The sequence below is a fragment of the Paenarthrobacter nitroguajacolicus genome (assembly GCF_031455195.1).
Taxonomy (GTDB): Bacteria; Actinomycetota; Actinomycetes; order Actinomycetales; family Micrococcaceae; genus Arthrobacter; species Arthrobacter nitroguajacolicus_D.
The window spans coordinates 1-14,380 of record NZ_JAVDSH010000007.1 but is presented as its reverse complement, the minus strand read 5'-3'; the positions used below and the strand labels follow the sequence as shown (position 1 = coordinate 14,380).

The 14,380-nt window shown below is 59.6% G+C and carries 13 protein-coding genes; 4 read left to right on the top strand and 9 right to left on the bottom strand.

Features of this window, described 5'->3' with window-relative positions:
* Positions 1–18 precede the first annotated feature (18 nt).
* Genes J2Y68_RS15145 through J2Y68_RS15120 form a run of 6 tightly spaced genes read right to left on the bottom strand, consistent with a single transcriptional unit; the run spans position 19 to position 5,881 of the window.
* Positions 19–1,920 (bottom strand): hypothetical protein, encoded by a 1,902-nt coding sequence (locus J2Y68_RS15145; protein WP_309994600.1) that lies wholly within the window; start codon positions 1,918–1,920, stop codon positions 19–21.
* A complete protein-coding gene (locus J2Y68_RS15140) occupies positions 1,901–2,683 on the bottom strand; it encodes a hypothetical protein (protein ID WP_309994598.1) in 783 nt (260 codons plus the stop codon). Before J2Y68_RS15140 ends, J2Y68_RS15145 begins: the two co-directional genes overlap by 20 nt.
* A 3-nt stretch (positions 2,684–2,686) precedes the next feature.
* A complete protein-coding gene (locus J2Y68_RS15135; RefSeq protein ID WP_309994597.1) occupies positions 2,687–3,031 on the bottom strand; it encodes a hypothetical protein in 345 nt (114 codons plus the stop codon).
* Between the two features lie 14 nt (positions 3,032–3,045).
* On the bottom strand, positions 3,046–4,233 hold the full coding sequence (locus J2Y68_RS15130) for a MinD/ParA family ATP-binding protein (protein WP_309994595.1): 1,188 nt from the start codon (positions 4,231–4,233) through the stop codon (positions 3,046–3,048).
* Between the two features lie 41 nt (positions 4,234–4,274).
* The gene (locus J2Y68_RS15125; protein ID WP_309994594.1) at positions 4,275–4,808 is read right to left on the bottom strand and encodes a hypothetical protein; all 534 of its coding nucleotides are present in this window, start codon (positions 4,806–4,808) and stop codon (positions 4,275–4,277) included.
* Positions 4,808–5,881, bottom strand: coding sequence for a M23 family metallopeptidase (locus J2Y68_RS15120; protein ID WP_309994592.1), 1,074 nt, complete (start codon positions 5,879–5,881; stop codon positions 4,808–4,810). Before J2Y68_RS15120 ends, J2Y68_RS15125 begins: the two co-directional genes overlap by 1 nt.
* A 366-nt stretch (positions 5,882–6,247) precedes the next feature.
* Here J2Y68_RS15120 and J2Y68_RS15115 point away from each other — a divergent pair, with 366 nt between their 5' ends.
* The gene (locus tag J2Y68_RS15115) at positions 6,248–6,583 is read left to right on the top strand and encodes a winged helix-turn-helix domain-containing protein (protein WP_309994590.1); all 336 of its coding nucleotides are present in this window, start codon (positions 6,248–6,250) and stop codon (positions 6,581–6,583) included.
* A gap of 169 nt (positions 6,584–6,752) precedes the next feature.
* On the top strand, positions 6,753–7,922 hold the full coding sequence (locus tag J2Y68_RS15110) for an alpha/beta hydrolase family protein (RefSeq protein ID WP_309994589.1): 1,170 nt from the start codon (positions 6,753–6,755) through the stop codon (positions 7,920–7,922).
* On the opposite strand, the gene J2Y68_RS15105 is transcribed toward J2Y68_RS15110, so the two are convergent.
* Genes J2Y68_RS15105 through J2Y68_RS15095 form a run of 3 tightly spaced genes read right to left on the bottom strand, consistent with a single transcriptional unit; the run spans position 7,919 to position 9,732 of the window.
* The gene (locus J2Y68_RS15105) at positions 7,919–8,833 is read right to left on the bottom strand and encodes a hypothetical protein (protein ID WP_309994588.1); all 915 of its coding nucleotides are present in this window, start codon (positions 8,831–8,833) and stop codon (positions 7,919–7,921) included. The genes J2Y68_RS15110 and J2Y68_RS15105 overlap by 4 nt on opposite strands.
* A 6-nt stretch (positions 8,834–8,839) precedes the next feature.
* Entirely contained in the window at positions 8,840–9,286 is a 447-nt protein-coding gene (locus J2Y68_RS15100) for a hypothetical protein (protein ID WP_309994587.1), read from the bottom strand.
* A complete protein-coding gene (locus tag J2Y68_RS15095) occupies positions 9,283–9,732 on the bottom strand; it encodes a hypothetical protein (RefSeq protein WP_253469480.1) in 450 nt (149 codons plus the stop codon). The genes J2Y68_RS15100 and J2Y68_RS15095 overlap by 4 nt, the downstream gene beginning before the upstream one ends.
* A 620-nt stretch (positions 9,733–10,352) precedes the next feature.
* On the opposite strand from J2Y68_RS15095, the gene J2Y68_RS15090 reads away from it, so the two are divergent.
* Together J2Y68_RS15090 and J2Y68_RS15085 are read left to right on the top strand one after the other, a co-directional pair.
* Complete coding sequence (locus J2Y68_RS15090) at positions 10,353–10,583, top strand: hypothetical protein (RefSeq protein ID WP_309994586.1); 231 nt, start codon at positions 10,353–10,355, stop codon at positions 10,581–10,583.
* A 210-nt stretch (positions 10,584–10,793) separates the two neighbouring features.
* Complete coding sequence (locus J2Y68_RS15085; protein ID WP_397335160.1) at positions 10,794–12,635, top strand: MarR family transcriptional regulator; 1,842 nt, start codon at positions 10,794–10,796, stop codon at positions 12,633–12,635.
* Positions 12,636–14,380 lie beyond the last annotated feature (1,745 nt).

Sequence of the window (14,380 nt, the reverse complement as noted above, 5' to 3'; positions counted from 1 at the left end):
CTACTCCTTGTACTTCTCTTACCGGCCACTGATGTGGTCGGTATCCGGCGCCATCGAACGGGCAGAGCGCTGCCCGCGCATGGAGGCCTGACGCGCCGCTTCCCGGCCCGCCAGCAGGAACGCCGTCGCGCCACCGGCTGCGACCTTCGCCGATCCCCGTCCAACTGCCCCGGCCCCGGTCTTCAAAGCCTGTGCTGCCTTCGCTCCGCCGGTTCCGGAACGATCGGCCTTTTGCAGCTCCCCGATCGTTCGGGTCTCCGGCTGTCCCTGGCCTTGCGCCTGACCGCCTTGGCGGTCCTGACCCGCAGGTGCGCCCTGCTCGGTAGGAACCTTGGAGGCCGCACTGCGGCGTCCTGAGACTCCCGAACCGTTCGATCCCAGTCCTGAGCTGCCATGGCCCTCTGATTGGGCTGTCATTGAAGAGGGGCCGTTCGTGGCAGGCGCACCGCCATGAGGACGTCCGCCGGTGGTGCCGGACTGTACTTGCGCGGTCCGGCGCTGCCTGATCGCGGAAGAGATCGCAGCGCCCGCGCCGGCGACCATGGCCGGCGCGGCGATCGACTGACGGCCCTCACCCAGGCTGGTCGAGGATGACGGCAGGATCGGGACGTACTTGTAAAGCATCGGCAGCGCGAAAGCCAACAGGCACATCGCGGCCGCGGCCAGGAACACCGACGTGGCGTTCACCATGCCATCGTCCACGCCTTCGCCGACGAACGCCGGACGTGAGGCGATATAGCTGAACACCGCTCCCATGAGAAGCAGCAGCAACGGCTTTGACAGGGAAATCCCGAGCCACAGAGCGCCGACCTTGCCCACGCGTTCGCGGTACTTCGGGTGGATCAAGAAGCCGATCATCATGGCGATGCCCAACCCCAGCAGGTACAGGGCCAACGGCTGCAACGCGAGCAACCCGAGCATGGCCCAGGCAGCGATGAACAGCAGGCCGAACAGCAAGACCGCCGCCAAGGGACCGAACGCGCCGCTGGATTCATAGGACGCGAACCGGGAAATGGCGACCCCGAAGTCCGTGACTCTGCTGGAAGTCCAGAACGTGATCCCTTCAGTGAGGCCGCTCATCCAGCCGTTGACCACGTAGCCGATAGCCGGCCCGAACAGTACCAAGACCATGGACAACGGCCCGTACCAGAGCAGCGATGTTCGGGCGGAGTCCATGTCGATCTCTTCGTTCGAAACGTCTTTCCAGAGCTTGAAATACACCAGCCCCATGATCAAGATCCCGATCCCGGCGAACACAGCCCACGTCGCCCGGAAACCGTCATCAACCTCAAACACCGAGACCTTCAACAGGTTGTTCAACACCTCGTTGGTGGACTTCACACCCTCTGCCTTCACTGTGTTCGCGAACTTCTCGAACCCGTCCTTAGCGTTAGCAATGAACGCCACGGTATCGACCGTGCCCAGGACGACCTGACCGCCCGGCATCGTGGAGATGACCGTACGCATCACCACCCCAGCAATTGGGAGGAACTTTTGGAAGGCAGCCCCTCCGGCGCACCAAGTGGTGGCAGTAGCCGGTGCACCAGCACCGGGGAGAGCAGCACAGAACGGGACGGTCTGTTTTGTGTCGTAGTCCAGCACCTTTTCTGGCGTGGTCAGGAAGGTGCCGAACGCTTTGGCCGCAACGTTTTCACAGTCGCTGCCGCCCATTGCCCCGAAAAAAAGCATGTCCGCGCAGGCCGACTTACCCAGTTCCTGGTTTAGCCGGTCCCTGATCTTGTCGCGCTGGTCTGCGGGAAGTCCAGCAAGGCGCTTGAGTTGGTCGGCGTTCAGCTTTTCGGACTTGCTTACGTCTTCCGCTGCTTGGGCAGGGCCGGCGGTGATGATCCCGAAGCTGAGGAACAGGGCCAGAACGATCGCGACCAGGCGGACCGTCCTGCTAGCGCTTAGCGTTTGCATACTCAACCCACCCCTCACGGCTGACATCGGCGAAGAAGTCGTTCACCAACTCATCCTTTAGAGCAGGGGCGGTCTCGTCGTCGTAAGTGGTCCCCAGACTGGTGGGTCCAGCGTCTTTGACTCGACCATTGAAATCCTGTCCGCTCTGAACGATGGCGAAGTCGTAGACCTTCCAGTCACCTGCCCAACTCAGTTCGAAGGTGACTGTTTGGAAGAAGGCACTCGGTGCCTTGTTCACTACTGCGGTCGTGCCACCACTGAAGATTTGCACCACTGCCTTCTTTTTCGCATCACAGCTGGCAACCCGGTACAGGCCGCCCGCGGCTACGTCGGAGCGGGAGTACCAGCCACCATCGAAAGCTCCCGGGGGAAGGTCCTTGGCATTGGCCATCAGATCCCCGTTGATGGTGGCTCGCTCCACCCAGGGCCCCTGCTTGCCAACCTCCACCAGTGTCTTTTTCTGCTGTGCCCAAGTCGCAACATTTACGTCTTTGACGAGGGGTGTGTAGTTGGCGGCTGCTTGGGCGGCTGAGTCGCAGCTGCCGTTGTAGCCGATGATGGTCTTGCCGTCGCTGGCGGTTTTGGTGCCGCCTTCGCCGATCTTGATCCCGGAGACGGGGAATCCGAACTTCCCGGACGCCTGCAGAGAGCTGGGGTCATCCGGCTTGGCCGCCGGCGCCGGTGGGTTCAGCAGGACAACGGCAACAGCGATAACCAGGATCACCGCCCCCAAAGCTGTGAGGAGTTTCCAGTGCTTCCGCATGGGTTAGGCTCCTGCAGCCGTGGCCAGGGCCAGGATGCCGCCAATGATGACACTTGCTCCTGCTGCCGCGCCGAAGGCGATGCCGGTCTTCTTGGCCCCTGCTGCGCCGTCTTCGATGTCGTCGGAGTGGCCGCGGTTGCGGGCGATGCCCCACTTCATGAGGTTCCAAATGAACGCCCCGGCCAGAAGAATCAGAGCAAGAGCCCAAACACCGCCAAGGATCATTTGGATCGCGCCGGTGAACTTCACGCCGAACACATCGATGCTGGGTGTTACGCCGTCCAGCGGGTTGTCGATGGTGGGAACGGCGGTCCGGATATTAATTTCGTTGCCAATGGTCTTGAACATGATTATTGGGTTCCTTATCGGTTGGTGGTTTTGGTGGAGGTGGCGCGGTCAACGGCCAGGAGGCCTTCGGCGATTTCCGCGGATGCACGTTCGAACGCGCGGCGGGCAGGGTCACCGACGAGCTGCCAGTCGATGATCGAGCCGGTATCCAGCGCACCGTCGTACGGGATGTCGATCAGGACCCGGACAGCGGAGGCAAGGTTCTCGCGAAGCTCCGCCTGCTCGGCCGCGGAAACTTTCGCTCCGCCGCCCTGGGTGACCAGGACGACAGCATTGGACACCAGGTCTTTGTAGTGCGGGTTGCCGGTGCGCTCGGACATGGATTCGAGCTGTTCGATCATCCGCAGGGCGGAGACGACAGCGTTGCGCTTGAGCGTCGTGGGGATCACCAGCTGATCGGTGACCTCGATGGAGGCGAGCCAGTTCGCTGAGCGGGTGTTGTTCCCGGTGTCCACAATGATGGTGTCGTAGAAACGGCTCACCACGGTGTGGATGCGGTTGAACTCGTCGGCGCCAATGGATTTCATCCGGTCCGCGTCCTCGTCCGCGACCAGGACGGAGAACTGGTTGTTCCCCTGGTGGCGGGTGTAGTAGGACAGTTCACCCTTGCGGGCGGTGACGGTCTCGAAGGACTCCAGGACGTTCAGCAAGTCCCAGACAGTCCGGGTCGAGTCGTTCGCGTTGGTCCGCACGCCGGCGGTGCCCATCATCTCGTTGTTGTCCCACACCAGTGTCTGCTGGCCGGAGTGGATCCCGAACGTGGAGCCCAGGCCGACGCTGCACATCGTCTTGCCCACCCCGCCCAGGGGCTGGGCGACCATGATCTGCATCGGACGGGAGTACACCCTCTGGATCGCGGACAGATCCGCCCGGCGCGCAAGCTCGGCCGCGCCCACCTTCGGGCTGATTAGACCGAAACTGACCGCCCGCAGGAATGCCTGCCAACCGGTGGCCGGCGGCAGCTGGTCGTTCACGTTCTCCTTTCGGAGCACAGCGGCGCTACGGCGGCCGCTGACCAGCGGAGCCTCCCGGTGCAGGTCCTCCACCACAGGCGTTTCAGCCTTTGCTACTGAGGCCGGTTCGGCATCAGGTACGGCGTGGATGATCGTGGCCGGATCCGTTGCAATTGCATCGGGTTCGGTGTCGGTCAGGCTGATGGGTGCGCGGCTCTTCCGTTCGCTCCCTTGCCAGTTCGTGCTCATCGGATGGTTCCTCTCGCTCATTTCAGGTTCTGTCTTTGGGTTCATGAGGTCGGGTCTTGCGGGGAGATCGCTGTGACCAGCCAGGGCTGCTGCTGCCCGGGACGATGCAGGAGCATCGTCCAGCGGCCCGCATCCGTGGAGAACGAAGCGGTGACGGTCATCGGGTTGCCGGCATCCCGGCTGATCGCTGGCCCGTCCGTGACCTTCCGGATGGGCACCCGAGCCGGGTCAATGTACTTCGCATCCTCGGCATATTCCGGTGCGAGATGCGGGGCGAGATCAGCGAACCAGGTTGTCTCCGGAACATCGGGACGGGCGAACAAGCCCATGACCTTGGCCGCGGTGTCCTTGACCGACTTCTCCGCGGCGGCATCCCACGTCACTTCAGGGACGCCGTAGTACTCATCGGCTGTATGGTCGTGGCCGTCGCCGGCCTGGTGGCTCTCCCGGCCGGCCTGTCCGGTGTTCACCGAGAGGGTCGAATCGGCCGCCGGTTCGGTGACTGTGTTTCCGGCGCAGGCACTCAGCGAGAGCGCGGCGGCCAGGGCGGCTGTAAGTGCGAGGTGCTTGCGCATCAGAGAATGCCTTTCTCTTTCATGATCGGAGTCGGGTCGATGGTGGGATTGATCGGAACCATAGGGTTGGGCAAGGCACCGGCGAAGAACTCCATGTGGAGGTGGCGGCCGGTGACGTTGCCCGTTGCACCTTCGGTGCCCAACGGCGTTCCGGCGGCCACGGTGTCGCCTTCCTTGACCTTCACCGAGCCGGCTGCCATGTGGTACATGCCGATCGTGAGCTTCCCATCCACTGTTTGACCGGTCACGCCGGTGCCGAACAGGCCATCAAGATTGCGGACCTTGACGATCTTCATATCCGTCAGGGCCACGATCGTTCCCGGCCCTCCGGGATGAAAGAAGTCAATGCCGTAGTGGAAGTTGGCCAGCACTCCCCCGGCAGTGCCGGGCGGTGCCGCACGGGGCCCGTAACCGCTGCTGTTGATCGCCCCTTCCATGGGAGCGACCCACTTACCGGCCAAGTCCCCGACGACTTGGTTGCCTTCAGCCGGGCAGACGCCGGACGGGTCCACCGCCGCGCCGGACTCCCCACCCAAGGCTTTGAAGACTTCCGTGGCCTGTGCCCGGAACTTCGTGTAGTGGTTCGGGTCCGCGTTCCGTTGCGCCCGGTGGATGGCGATGGTCGGCTCGAGGGTTTCCCAACCCTCCACACGCTGGAGGGCTTTGAAGAAATTCGTCGCCGAAATGGTGGGGTTCATCCGGTCCGCATACGATCCCCACGCACCGTTGTCGCGCTGCTGGAACAAGCCACGAGAGTCCGGCCCTGCCCCGTCACCGTAGTCAACGACGCGGAGTGTAGATTCACCGATTGCGGTTTGGATCCCGATCAGCTGCGCCGCGACCGGCAGCTTCAGGGACTTGGCAGCGTTCATGATCGCCTGGGCGTTCTTCATCTGTTCGGCATCAAACCCGGCCACTCCCCCGGCAGGGGCAGGACCAGCAGCCACACTGGCAGGTGCAGCACACGATGATGCTGCCTGCGCCGGATCGCTGTCGTCCAGGACGACAGTGACAAGGCCAACGGTCAGCAGCGCAACGATCGAGGCGCCGGTGATGACTTTGCGGGCGGTCATCGTTTCACCACCGAACGTGCCTGCGGCAGTTAGGCAGCGACGCGTTCAAGGGCCGCTGTGTACCGAGCGGCAGCATGTTCTTCAAAACCTGTCCCTCCCCCATGGGCATCGCTTCTTGTCTACTGCCAGCTACTGACAATCAAGTCCACGCTGGCGTGCCATTCTTCTCTGGATCCAACCAAGATGCTTGTCACATCGTCAGCATGAGACGCATTTCCACCTTCGGCAGGATCTCCTTCAGAAGGTCGTTGCGCCTCCTTCTTTCGAATAAGGCCTACAATTTGACTGTAGCTCAAAGTTGATCATTTAGCGATACACTTGAATCTGCGACTAAGAGCTATCCGAATAATCGGGCAAGATAGACGCATGCCGCGCCTCATCCAGCCCAATCATCCGCAGGAGGTTGAGGCAGCCATCGAAGTTCTCGGAAATCGAGCCCACGCGGCCATACTGCGGTACCTGCATCAGAACGGCCCCTGCACCACCGGCGAAATCCTCAAGGGGATTGTCCTGGACGACAACAGGAAGCTGACTCGACCCAGTCTTCAGCACCATCTGGAAGCCCTCGAAGCTTCCGGTGCCGTCACGGCCGACTTTCCTGCAGGTCAACGACATGGCAAGCGCGTGAAGTACGAAGCCAACATTGATGCTGTGGAGTTCGAGATGCTTCCTGCCTATATCAACTACCTCCGCGGTAGATGAACGCCGCAGTCATAACAAGCCTTGTCAAATAGCAATACCTTCTTGTTTCACTAAGCACGTTACATGCCTGTAGTGAACATGTGCAACGCTTGTAGTGAGCATGATCTCCGACGTCATTAGGCAGTAAGGGACGTTACGATGTCTGGGTCCCATTTCCCCTTGATCCGCCTTGGAGGACGAAGACCCAATGCTGACGAAACGGCGCATCTTGTGCTGCATGGCGTTCCTTGTGCCGGCCGCGGGGCTATCCGGGTTCGCCGTGGTCATGGCTCGGAAAATCGTCAAGCGAGGCCCAAAGGACTACCGCCGGGCAGAGATGGTGGACGGCGGACGTCGCGTCCGCATTGATTTGGACGACTACACAAAAGCCCCAGGTGAATTCGGCGTGTTCGACTCCGTGACGGCCAAATACACGCGAGTCGGTGAGGTTACCCTGATCGACGAGGAACAAAACTTCGTAGAAAGGCTGCTCGATCAGTCAAGCTCTACGCCGGGAAGTTTGGGCCCAATCGTCGATTGGACCCCCGACGTTTTCTTCGAGCCCGCTGCCGTCCGCGGTCATTATCAAGAGGTGGATGTCCCCACCGAGTACGGTGCGGCGCCGGCATGGCTATTTGAGGCCGCAAATCAGGACGTGTGGGTGATCCATATCCATGGCAGCTGGACGGACCGCTCGATCATGTTCCGAGACGTCCATGCATTCAGCTCCTTAGGCTTGACATCTCTGGTTCCCACTTTTCGCAGTGACGTCGAGGTCCGCCCGCCCCAGGCGGAATCGAGTCACCTGGGGCAAACGGAATGGCGTGACGTGGAAAGTGCAGTGTCCTATGCCGTTGCTCAGGGAGCCAAGCGCGTCATCCTCTCCGGCTGGTCCATGGGTGGGACCATGGCCCTGCTCACGGCAGAGCGCAGCGCCCACCGGGACAGGATCGTCGGGCTCGTGCTGGTAGGTCCCGTCACCAGCTGGCGGAAAGCCATTACAGCAGGAGCAGTGCGGGCCCGGGTGCCGGCGGTTGGTGCCGGCCTTGTTATACGCCTGTTGGGCGCCCCCTTGTTCGCGAGGATGCTCGGGCTGGAAGAACCGATTGATTTCGATGCGCTCGATTGGGTGGACGTAGCCAACAGGGTGGATGTCCCGACCCTGGTCTTGCACTCGACCGCTGATCAAGAGGTTCCCTGGGAGATCTCGGTCGCGTTCCAACGCGCGAATCCGGCCACCGTCACCTTGATATCACTACCCGAGGCTCACCACACCCAGGAGTGGAACGCCTCGCCTTCTACCTTCACCAACGAACTGACCAGGTGGGTCAGCAAGACGATCTTGACCGAACAGAGCTAGGTCCGAGCGTCCAGCTTGGCTTCGATGTGGCTGATCCTGCCTTGGACAGAGTCCGGGAAGTCCGTCAAGTTCACCCGCTCGTAGTTGTGCAGAACAATGAGGCTTTTGTAAACGCCGTTTTCGAGCGTTTCGTTGAAGAGGTCCCAGGCCGGACTGACTCGTGACCGATCGGCACGGACGCGCATCCTCAAAGCGGTCAGCCACAGTGCATCGATCATCCAGAGACGCAATCTGGGCAGCTGCTTCGACAGGAAGAGAATCAGCCATCCTGCGGCGGTCACTGAAAGGCCTACATAGAAAAGGCGGTCAAACCAGGCACCGATGTCCCGGGCGAGGGCGTCCCAGGGTGAGAAGTAGAACAGCACCACGTAGGTGATGTGGCACGAAACGGCGACCGCAACCACCAGCAGGCCCGCTGAGAATGTGGCGTACAGTCCCTTGGCTTTGTGCCGAAGCATGTAGATGATCCTGAGGACGGTGAACAATAGCGCGAGCATGTATATGCCGCTGTACGCGGCGGTAGCGAGCTGGTCCATGCGGGTATCGATGAAGTCCGCGGCCGTTGGAGCTTTGTCCTGAATTAGGGTGAAGCTGGCAATCATGATGGGAATGCTCAGCAACGGCGCGTAGTAGGTCCATCTCACTATGGGTACGTTCGCCAGACGCCGCACACTGTCGTTAAAGAAGAAGATTGCCAGGAGCGCGAAGACGGCCTGGAGCAGGTTCGTCACATTGATGCCACCGAGATAGCGATCAATATCCTCCAGCGCGGTAACCGTCCCCAGAACATAGAGTGCCGCGAGCCCGAAGATCGATGCCGCCCACGAGGCGCGGGATTCCGCGACCTTGACCACCGAGGGGATTCGAAGGAGGCATAGGGCGCTCAGCAGCGCGAAGAGCAACAGTTTCATGGTTTATCAGAGGAAAGGATCAAGATCGGACGAGCTGCGTGAACGCGTCTTCTTGGACATCTCGAATGCAAAGTCCTCCACCCACCGCTCGACAGGGTGGTTCGGAACCGACCGGCAGGTGATACTAATCGCGTCCGCGGTTTCTCTCAGCATCTCGCCGGAGAGATCCGGCAGGGCAAGGGCTACCTGAAGGCTCTCCAGGTAGATGTGTCCGAGCTCGTGGTAGATGCAGTGGAGCTTGTACTGCTGGGACTTCTGCGGGGGGAAATAGACGTTGATGCGATCTTCAAATTCGGCCTTGAATGCCGTCAGGGAACCCCAGGATTCGTTGTACTCGATCAGATTGATCGGCTTGGCGCAGATCACGGTCAAGCGTTCGACGACTTCCTTCATCGACGTCGTGCCGTCACCGCACAATTCCCGAACCTTGTCCTGAACAGGTGGGAGAGTCATTCATCCTCGCCATTCATTGACGAGTCGATAATCCTCGTGATCATCCTCAGTGTTTCCGGTGACGTCGCGCCCAGGTTTCTAGCAGCGAAGTTCTTCACCTTGAGCTTGCGCATCTGCACAAGGAACTCCATGCGCGCTTCTACCTCGGGAGGAGTTTCACTGTTGAGATCAACGAGATAGCTGGCCGGCACACCAAAAACGAACTCTGCGATGCCCTTCAGCAGTTCCTGATCGGTCACCAGGCTGCCCGTGCCATTGACTAAATATGACCATCGTGTCCGCGACAGATGGATCCCGTTGGAAGAGAGTGCTTCCTCGACGTGATTGTACGTAAGCACCGCGTTGTTGTCGGACTCCCAGATATCCACCAGGATGCCCATGCGATCCGCCAGGCGCTCTTTCTTCTGCTGTTGCGTAAGAAACACGCTACGACCCCCATTTGCCATCTCAAAGCTCCTTCAGCCAAGGTCAGCTGCTTATGATGCGACCGCTACAGAGCAGGCGGACAGCCGACATCAGATTTTACCTGATGACATTCGTAGCGTATAGGCCATGAGTTAGAACTGGGTTGTACATGTGCGAAGCCCGTAGGTAGGCTGTCGCATACTTGATTTCTTGGGGGAATCAAGTCGCCACATGCAGCGGGATGTGAACGTCTGCAACTGTCTGAAGCCGGGTTAGGGTGATGCGTAGATGGACCTATCAATGCGTTTGCGGACGCTTGCAATTAGATATGCCACGCTCAGCCCCTTTTCTGTCCGAGGGGCTCCGCGGCGACACGCCCAATGTGGGCCCATATCGCATGTTGTCCATAATCGGGCGCGCTGACGCTGTGGCGTCATGGCAGACCTCCATGCAGATGGTTCCGCCATTCGACCCTGTTTCTGTTTCAACACGCCGGAGGGTGTTTCTGTTTCAATGCCACTGCCGGAAGGCGCGCGATGGTAGTTTCAGTTTCAGAGAAGGTTGGTTGTATAGCAGCCGCCTACTTAGGGCCAGGTGGCACTTGGTTCGACCAATCTATTGAAGTAGCGGCGGCTTCCGCGGCCGAGTTCAAAGGACAGGGATGATGGCTCCAGTTACACGTGCAGGCAGACGCTCCAAAGGCGACCGCAAATTCGTCGGATTCCGCATCGCAACACCTAAAGCGGATGCAATGGACCAAATTGCAAAGGCAGAGGGCTACCAGTACGTAAGCGACTGGCTGTCAGATTTGGTTGAAGAACGCCTGGCCAATACCAAGCTGCACGCAGTTCCCCAGCAGGAGGAGTTCCCGCTTGGGCGCTTAGCCTCATAACGAGGAAGGCCCGCACTAGGCGGGCCTTCGAAGCTAGTGACTTACATTCTGGATTGCTTCCCGGCGCTCAGACTGTAAGTCGTGAAGGTTGATCTCTTCAGATTCACCTTTGTCTTGCTATAAAACCGGTCTTGGCGGGCCGGCCCTTTGTTGTCCCTCTGACAGGACCTCCTCGAAAGGATTGCTCTCATCGTACAACAGCACGCTCGCGTGCTGCCAGCAGTCGTACCCGCTGGCGTGTCTCGCGACCATTCCCCGACCGCTGATGCTGCGCAAGCTTGGGCCTCGCTAGCGCCTCTTCTCGCAGGTCAACCCCGTGTTCGCCTGTCCCGAGACGGCGGTAAGACCTATCCCCAAAAGCACGAACGCGCTCTGACTGAGACGCTACCCACTTTTCCTGCGGCGGTCCGGATCTTCGGGAAAGACGGTAGCTGCTCGGCCATCTTCCTCGACTTCGACTCCTCTATTGCAGGTATCGATTGGGTGGATGCGGACGTGAAGTCCCTCCAATCGTGGCTGCACAGCTGTGGCGCCCGGTGGATTGAAGATCACTCCCCCAATGGTGGTCGGCACGTTTACATACCACTGGCGACAAGGGTTTCCTTTTCCGAGGCACGCGACGTTGTCGAGGCACTCGGCACTCGATACCGGACATTGGATAAATCTCCACACCAAAACCTTCTACACGGTTGCATGCGCACACCAGGATCTCCCCACAAGCGCGGCGGCCACCAGGTACTCGCCATGAGCCTCAGCATGGCGTACGACATTGCAAAACGCCCAAACACGGTTCGGGTCTGGGACTCAATACGCCAAGAGTTGAGCGATGAAATCGCCAGTGTACGGGCCCTGAGGCTGGAACAGCCGCTTTCCTGGGAAAACGGAGACCCGGACGCACCGCAGACGATCGGACGGATGTCCAGGCCAATGCAGCAGATGGCGCTGTCGGGTCTGTACGACGCGAACCGGTACGCCTCGGACTCGGAAGCCCGTCAGGCAGTCCTGACCGCAGCGGCCGCCGCTGGAATGAAACTTGTCGAGGTTCAACGACGGTTCCTCCAGGGTGTCTGGCCCGGACTCGCATCGTTCTACGCCCGCTACGCCTCCCATCACCGGCTCCCCTCCCTGAAGCGGGACTGGAACAACGCGATCGACTACCTACGGAAAAACCATGGCTCAAGAACGGGGAGTAACAATGCCCGTAAATCCCCCACAAGCCAGCCAAATACACAGCCCCTACTAGGAACACCCTCGAACCTAGATTCGAGCAGCGAGCATCGTTACCTGCGCTCCTGGAGAAACGCCCTGTTCCTGAGAGAGCCTGCATACGCCAGCTCCCGCAGCGGCCTGGCACGTCGGATGGTGTTAAGAGCGTTGGGCGCGGCCGCCCACATGACAGCGTCTCGATTTGTTGAGTTTGGTGATCGATCAATCGCCGTGGCGACTGGACTGGATCACACAACTGTGGGCGCTCACTTGCGGGCTTTGCGTGCTGAGAATGACCCGCTGGTGACGTTGGTAGAACGTGGCCGGGGAACTAAGGGTGATCTCTACATGCTGACGATCCCCGAAGGACTTCGCTCAGCAGCAGAGGATCTAACCTGGCGTAAGGGAAAGATTCACTCGCTCAGGCCGGTTTTCAGGGAGCTGGGTTTGCCGGCGGCGTTCGTTTACGAAGCCTTGGAGAGCACGCCAGGGCTCACAACGACGGAATTGGTCGCTCAGACAAGATTGTCCAGAACCGCCGTTGGCGAAAGCCTCGAGGTCCTGGCAGCATGGAACATGATCTCAAGGAATGGCGCCCGGTCCTGGGTGATCGTAGCTACGACCTCCCTGCAGGAGCTCGCAGAATGCTTTGGTGTGGTGGAAGCTGTAGCTGCCCAACTCCAGAGATACCGCATTGAACGAATAGTGTGGCGGGAGTGGCTTTCAAAGAATGTGAACACAGTAGCGGAGCTCCTCTCCCCCACAGATGATTACCCTTGGGAAGCCTTCGAGGGGCCTCCTGATGAGTGGACCCTAGCTGATATGGCCTTCACTAGAGGGGTGTAAGCAGCTGCCGGATGATCCTGGCAACTGAGAAAGACGGGGCTTCCTAAGGCATCGTAGTCGTCAAGTTTCATGCCATAGATAGCGCCATAAGCCATATTGGAATGCTGCTATGAATCGCTCGGTCCAGGTTTCCGGGAATACGAGTAGCTGACCTGCGAACTCACCTGGCGTAGAAGTAAGGCACCCGTCATCCGTACGACTTCCCGGCCACGGGTGACTGAGTCGGCGTTGCCGATGACGCCACCGAAGGGGCAAGCACTCCCCCACCCCGCCGGTACTGCTCGGACACCGGCAGTAGCCTCAGCGCGTGCTCTATTGCTTGGGTGGAGCTGGAAAGTCTGCGCATGGAGGGTCGCGAGTGACATCCTCCAGTTTTTAGCCGACTGTCCAGGAGTTCTTGATGACTACCTTTGCTAGATCTGCCGTAACCGTCGCGAAGGCCGAGCCTGGCACGCTTATCTGGACCGGTTCTTGCAGGTGCAGGTCGATGAAGCCGGCATTTGCGACTCTGAAGTGGAAGAACGCTGGCTGCCCTCGACAATCACGCAGACTTTTTATGTGCAGGGAGAGGAACACTGGGCAGTATCAAGTAGGTACGTCGTGTTTCGGCACGCTGCACAGCTATGGCTCTAGCCGTGGTCCGTTTTTCAGGAGCCTGGTGTTAGGATTTCCACCGCTCATGAGCTGATTGTCTGCTGACTTCTAGCGCGTGTCCGATTCGGGCCCATGAGACGCCCGCAGATCGCGCTGACTGTACTCCCCTGCTCACGCGTGTCTCTGCGTTCTTCAACACTCGGAATGCGGCCTGCAGTTCGGAAATTGCAGAAGCGGGAATTGCATGGGCTGTCCACTCAAGGCGCATGGTGTCCTCAACAGTGACGGATGGCACTGCCACACCAAGAAGGGGTACAAAAGCACGGCGCTTTGAAAGGCTAGCTTCCGAGGATGTCGGAACTCGTTTCCAGAAGGGACCGAACCAGCCGCAGGCACATAGTGAACGCCAGCCTACAACTCGGTCATCTGAGATAACCTCCTGGTCAGCGTGAACTGGATGTCGTGGGAAACTGCCCGAGATACCTTGAACCGAAGGGCTGCCCGTTCTGATGTCTCCTGTGATGCGTCCGTCGGGAGCAACGGCGCCTGGCCATCCTTCGTGAATCCCATCCTGCATATCCCAGTTCATACGTCTGCGCCCCTCTATGTTCCGGCGTGGTTTCGGCTTGAGTCTGCTTCAGATGATGTCAGGAAATCCTGACGTCAGAATACTGCAGCAGCTCTTAGGGCTGTCTTGGGTTGGGCAATTATTCGGTCGGTGTAGCCGGGTACTTGCCGGCCGTGGACCCGCTTCTGGACCTTCAACGGGAGTTGTGGACTGAAGGCCCACCACCGGGTAGCAGTTTGGTAATTCAATAGTGAAGTGATATCAGGTCGGTGCAGGTACATGCCCCTCTCCCCCATCGCTACCTTTGCTTGTGCAGAACGAGGTCCTGGCCACGTCGACTACTGGCCCCAACCTGATAGTAGTTCGAAAGTGATATCGAAATGCTATCGCGTTGGTATTGGTTTGATACCGCTCTTCCTGGTGTTTCCTTGGTGTGGGGCCCATCGGAGGAGTACTGAACTACTAGCTTTTCGATAGTGCTTTGATAGCACTTTCAAAGTGCTAGCTGTTCTATACCAAGGTCGGCCAGTTCGGGGCGACGGGAGGAGGTCCCGCGATCCCGATCTGATATCGGTTTGATACT